We start from the raw sequence: 741 nt of genomic DNA, 5'->3' as shown, positions 1-741 counted from the left end.
AAACTTTCTTCTAAAACCATGCAGTCTGTCGCCGTCGTTGCCCTTGCCCTGCTCGAGTCCGTCTCGGCCTTCCAGGCCCCGGCCGCCGCCATGCGCTCGGTGTCGCGCGCCTCCGCCACCATGTTCTCGGAGGGCGACCTGGGTGTCCTCCCGCCCCTGGGCGTCTTCGACCCCCTGGGCCTGATCGAGACCCGTGACATGCGCCGCTACGAGATCATGGAGATCAAGCACGGCCGCGCGGCCATGCTCGGCTTCCTCCACGTGATCGCCATCGAGGCGGGCATCCGCGTGCCGGGCTACCTGTCGACCTCGCAGAACCTCAAGTTCTCCGACGTCCCGGCGGGCTGCTTCGCCTCGCTCGAGGCCGTGCCCACCGCGGGCTGGCTGCAGATCATGATCCTCACCTGCATGCAGGAGGCCGGCACCGGCTTCGCCTCCAAGCCGCAGACCGATGACGCCGAGGCCGGCGACATCGCCCTCGACTCGTGGGTGCGCTACGACGACCCCGAGGTCAAGGCCTTCAAGCTGAACGCCGAGCGCCAGAACGGCCGTGCGGCCATGATGGGCATCACCGGCTGCCTCATCCACGAGCTGCTCGGCGTCGACGCGCTCTACCCCACCGGCGGCCTGGGCGGCGCCGCGCCCCCGACCATCTTCTAAGCGTTTTCCCACTGGGTTTTGCTTAGTCGGTCGAGGGTTGACTGACGGAGAGGCCACAACGCGTTGTTGCTTTAGCCGCAC

Annotated in this window: 1 protein-coding gene; it reads left to right on the top strand. The window is 67.5% G+C overall.

Features of this window, described 5'->3' with window-relative positions:
• On the top strand, window positions 1–660 hold a 660-nt coding region (locus tag N0B48_RS22870; protein WP_259841810.1), incomplete at its 5' end, for a chlorophyll a/b-binding protein.
• Window positions 661–741: the final 81 nt, after the last annotated feature.

The sequence above is a fragment of the Chryseobacterium herbae genome (genome assembly GCF_025154075.1).
Taxonomy (GTDB): domain Bacteria; phylum Bacteroidota; class Bacteroidia; order Flavobacteriales; family Weeksellaceae; genus Chryseobacterium; species Chryseobacterium herbae.
The sequence above is the reverse complement of the archived record's forward strand: the minus strand, read 5'-3'. Positions and strand labels throughout refer to the sequence as shown.